Origin of the sequence: Streptomyces sp. SID3343 (genome assembly GCF_009865215.1) — a bacterium.
GTDB lineage: Bacteria > Actinomycetota > Actinomycetes > Streptomycetales > Streptomycetaceae > Embleya.
The window spans coordinates 1-4,067 of record NZ_WWJX01000306.1 but is presented as its reverse complement, the minus strand read 5'-3'; the positions used below and the strand labels follow the sequence as shown (position 1 = coordinate 4,067).

The following is a 4,067-nucleotide window of genomic DNA, read 5'->3' as shown; positions in this document are numbered from 1 at the left end:
GCCGGTGCCTCGGCCGGTTCGGCGGCGCCGTACGCGTCGAGCGCGCACAGCCGGGCGAAGCCCTCGGGCTGGGCCAGCCGCCGGCGGTAGAGCACGGCCCGCGCGTCGAGCCGCCACGCGGTCGGATCACCCACGAGCGTGGGCGCGTCCTGCTCGCGCGGCGTCGGCGCGGCGTGGTCGTCGGCCCGGAACGAGCGGGCCGACCACGCTCGGGCCAACGCGTCGACGGTGGCCGCGTCGGGGCTCAGGTGCCGGATCCGCCAGGCCGCGCGGTGGTCGGCGATCGCCTGGGTCGCCGCGTCGGCCACCTGGCTCGGTACGACCTCGGTCAGCCACGGTTCGACCTGTGCCCGTAGTTCGCCGACCAGTCGGCGACCGTGGTCGGTCAGGTACGGGCTCGCCCGAAGGGCGCCGAGGCCGTGGTGGAGTTGGGTGCGCCACAGGGCGAACTCGAAGTGCGCGAGGTCCGCTTCGGCGCCGTGGGCCACGTGCCGCCGGGCGCGCCAGAAGGCGGCGACGCCGTGGAAGGCGTACACGCCTTGGAGCATGCCGCCCACGGGCCGCGGGTCGTCGCGCCACGGCGCGTAGAAGCACTTGGTCTGCTCGGCGGCGTGCAGGGTCCACAGGTGGAGCACCGCGCTCAACTTGATGTGCTGGAACTCGTGGACCAGGGTCGAGGCCAGTTGCACCGCGTCGTCGGGCGCCGACGCGACCGCGCTGCCGAAGCCGTCGCCCGAGGATGCGCTTTCGGGCCGATACGGCTCGGTGGCGGCCATCGGCACGATCGTCGCGAGACCGCGGGCCATCGCGCGGGCGGCCGGGCGGTCCTGCGCGACCAGTACGTCCCATGCCTGTCCGAGCATGACCTGCCAGCGCCGTGCCTGTGCGGCGGTGAGCGGCTCGGGCGGGGTGGGGCCGCGCATTCCCCGGTAGGGGACCAGGTCTTCGAGCGCGAGGGTGATCGGCTCGTGTTCGGACTCGGCGTGCAGGTGCCGCAGCGGGTACCAGGCCGGGCCGTTGTCGGTCGATCGGCCCTCGCCCACCGCGACCCGGTCCTGGCCGTATCGGATGTGCGTGACGCCGTCGCACGCCTCGACCTCGGCGACGTCCCACGAGCGGCCGGCGGCCAGCCGGGCGGCGCCCAGACCGGGCAGCACGACCCATTGCTCGCGCACCACCACGGGCTGCCGGAAACCGCGGCCGGCGAGGACGAGCGCCGCCGCGGCCAGGTTGTGCAGGTGTCCGAGATCGACCCACAGCGGCGCCGGGTCGGGGCGCGTCCCGCGCAGCCGGCGCAGCACGTGCGCGGCCCACATCCCGGTGTGCGGCAGGGCGAGGAGTCGCGTCGCCGGGTCCTGCCCCGCGCCGACGAGGGCGTCCCATGCGGTGGTGAACGGCGGGAGCGGGCCCTCGGTCGGGGACTCTCGCTCGACGGCGTCGAGCAACACGCGCATCAGCAGCAGGCGGCGGCTCGACTCGGCGGCGGTCAGCCGGGTGACGGCGTCGACGTCGCCGCCGCCGGTGAGCAGGCTTTCGAAGGCGGGGCGGGGCACGGTGTGCCGCACGGTGCGTGGGGGCGTCGCCGGCCCGGGGCCGTCGAGCGAGACAGGTACGTCAACAGACATGCGAACTCCGGGTATCGGCCCCAGTCCGATCCCGGGGCACCGTGCGCCAGGACGGCCGGAACGCCGAGCCGTCGTATAGCCCACCGGGCGGGGACCTTCGATCTCCGCCCGGCTCGGCGACCGTGTGCTAGTCGATCGCGTGCGGGCTGTAGCCCGCGAAGCTGTCGGTCCGGTCGTCGACGTGTCGGAGCAGGTCGGCCGTGGATTCGTCCAGGGCGGGGCCGTCGACGGCGCGCAGTTCGGTGAGGGGGACGTCGGTGAGGTCGACGAGTTGCGATTCGATCCCGGGCTGGTTCTGCTCCACGGTCGTGCTCCTTCTTCGCGGATTGGTGTAACTCTCCGTACACCGCAGCACCGACCCTAGGTCTCGGCACGTCGGACCCCGGCGTGAATCGCCCAAGGCTTCGGTCACTTCACTCTGAGGGGGGAAGCCGCGCCAGAGCCGCCCCGCCAGGGGGCCGAAGGGGCGATTATGGTCGGGTGGGGCCGTCGTGCCCAGCGCTGGGGAGGTGCTCGTGAACGAGGCGATCGACACCGTGGCCGATCCGCCGGTTCCGCGCGCCGGCGCCCGAGCGGTGGTGGTCGGCGTGGAGCGCTACGCCGCGGGCCCCGGGTGGGACCTCGACGGGCCGGTGACCGACGCGCTGGCCTACGCACGGGTGTTGCTCGACGCGGGCGTCGCGCCGTCGGCGTTGACGCTGATGTTGTCCCCGCTGCCGGGCAACGTCGAGCGGGCGCGCCGGTTCGGGTTGCCGGTTCGGGCCGCCGACCGGCAGACGGTCCACGACGTGTTGTTTCGCGAACTTCCCTTGTCCGCCGAGGAGTCCCTGGTCGTCGCGTGGGCGGGCCACGGGTTCCTCGATCTCGCCGACCATCGCCGATTGTTGTACGCCGACGCCCGCGAGGACGACCTGCGGTCCCTGGACCTCGAAGCCGCCTTGGCCGCCTTCCGATCCGATCTGACCTTGTCGTACCGCGATCAGGTGTGGTTCGTCGACGCGTGCCAGACGCGGGTGGATCCCGCCGCGGTACACGGTGCGCTCGTCCCGGATCCCGTGCCGCACGGCCGCCTCCGCACCCGGCCGGGGCAGCACGTCCTGTTCGGCTCCGCCCCGGGGCAGGCGACGCGCAACGCCGCCGGGCTGCGACGTGGCACCTTCAGTACCGAACTTCTGCGCCTGCTCCCGGACTTCTGCTCGGCTCAGGCGCCCTGGCCGCCCGATACCGAGGCCCTGTTCGCCGCCCTGACCGAGCGGCTGGGCGCGGGTGCGGCACCGGCCGGCGCCACCCCGACCTACCTGCACCACTCGGGTCCCGAGGGTGCGCGCGGAAGGTGGCCGGGTTCGGGCCCGAACGTCGACCCGGACCGAACTTCCTTTCCCTCCCCCGACTTTCGCCGTGCCGGTACACCGAGCCCGGCCCAGGTCGGCCGGCTGCTGGAGGCGCTGATCGCGGTACCGACGATGCGCACGCAGGAGGGCCGCAACGCGGTCCTGGGCATCCTGCCTTCCGACATCGCCACCAGCGTGGCCCGATCCCCCGTCGCCCGGGCCGACATCCTCGCGATCATCGAGACGTGCCGGGAGTTCGAGCACGGCCTCGATCGACTCCGGGAAGCCCTGTCGCTGGTCGATGCCGGCACCGCCGCCCTGCGTGAAGTCGTGCTCGTGCTGTCCGACTTCCCCGGCTTCGACGGGGTCGCCGACCCGCGTTGAAGGCACTCGCGACCAACGGGCTGGTGGCGTCAAGGATGTTCCGGGCGCGGGCTTTCCCCGCCGCCGGCCGACAGTCATGATGGATGGAGCGGGTCGACCGCGGCCCCGATGCCGGGAGGACTGCCGGAGGATGGATCACCCCGAGACCGCAATCGAGTCCGAACTGCTTGATCTGACGGGGGTCACGCTTGACGAACTGCGAGCATTTCACGGCCGTGAGCGCGAACGGAACAAGCAACGGCTCCTCGGGGCACTGGCCCACGAGGCGGTCAGCTGGGGCATGTCCGACAGCACCCGACCGACCAGGCGGGGCCTGGTCGAATGACCCCCGCCGTCGGGCCCGCGACCTCGGCCGGCGGGTTCCGCTCCCATCGGCTCACGGTGCGCGAGTTCGAGGCCGCGGCCACCGGAGACGGACCCTTCGGGACGGCCGAGTTGTGGCGGGCGGAGCGCAGTAGACGCCTGTTGCTGCTGGATCTCTTGCTGGACACGCGTAGCGACGCGGCATGGACACTCGGTCCGTTGCCGTCGCTCGACGAGGCGTGGGACCTGCTCGTCGCGGCGCAGCGCCGCGACGGCGCCGAGGTGGATCGACTCGTGCTGTTGCCCGAGACGGGCCTGTGGTTGGCATCAGTGTTGCGCCGGCTGCACGGGCCGCCGGGCGGTCGGGTGGGCGACCCGCCGCTGTGGGTGGCGGTGGGACATCTGCACGCGCTGGCCGCGTCGG

General features: G+C 73.2%; 4 protein-coding genes and 1 pseudogene. 3 read left to right on the top strand and 2 right to left on the bottom strand.

The annotated features are described in order from the left end of the window. The coding region (locus GT354_RS10475) for an HEXXH motif domain-containing protein (protein WP_161356008.1) at positions 1 to 1,625 on the bottom strand (1,625 nt) is incomplete at its 3' end. A gap of 127 nt (positions 1,626 to 1,752) precedes the next feature. Beyond that, a complete protein-coding gene (fxsA, locus tag GT354_RS10470) occupies positions 1,753 to 1,929 on the bottom strand; it encodes an FxSxx-COOH cyclophane-containing RiPP peptide (RefSeq protein ID WP_161356007.1) in 177 nt (58 codons plus the stop codon). A 211-nt stretch (positions 1,930 to 2,140) separates the two neighbouring features. Between fxsA and GT354_RS55715 the strand changes: the two genes are divergently transcribed. From GT354_RS55715 to GT354_RS10455, 3 genes and pseudogenes are all read left to right on the top strand, one after another. Further along, the gene (locus GT354_RS55715; RefSeq protein ID WP_161356006.1) at positions 2,141 to 3,340 is read left to right on the top strand and encodes a caspase family protein; all 1,200 of its coding nucleotides are present in this window, start codon (positions 2,141 to 2,143) and stop codon (positions 3,338 to 3,340) included. Positions 3,341 to 3,470: 130 nt separating this feature from the next. After that, positions 3,471 to 3,665: a hypothetical protein gene (locus GT354_RS10460; protein WP_161356005.1), complete on the top strand. Its 195-nt coding sequence runs from the start codon at positions 3,471 to 3,473 to the stop codon at positions 3,663 to 3,665. Next, positions 3,662 to 4,067 (top strand): annotated as a pseudogene (locus tag GT354_RS10455) (hypothetical protein); the annotation flags it as partial. The gene GT354_RS10460 and the pseudogene GT354_RS10455, both read left to right, overlap by 4 nt.

What these genes read in the sequence shown, in the direction of transcription:
- GT354_RS10460 (WP_161356005.1), top strand. Translation starts at nt 3,471, where the DNA reads ATGGATCACCCCGAGACCGCAATCGAGTCCGAACTGCTTGATCTGACG.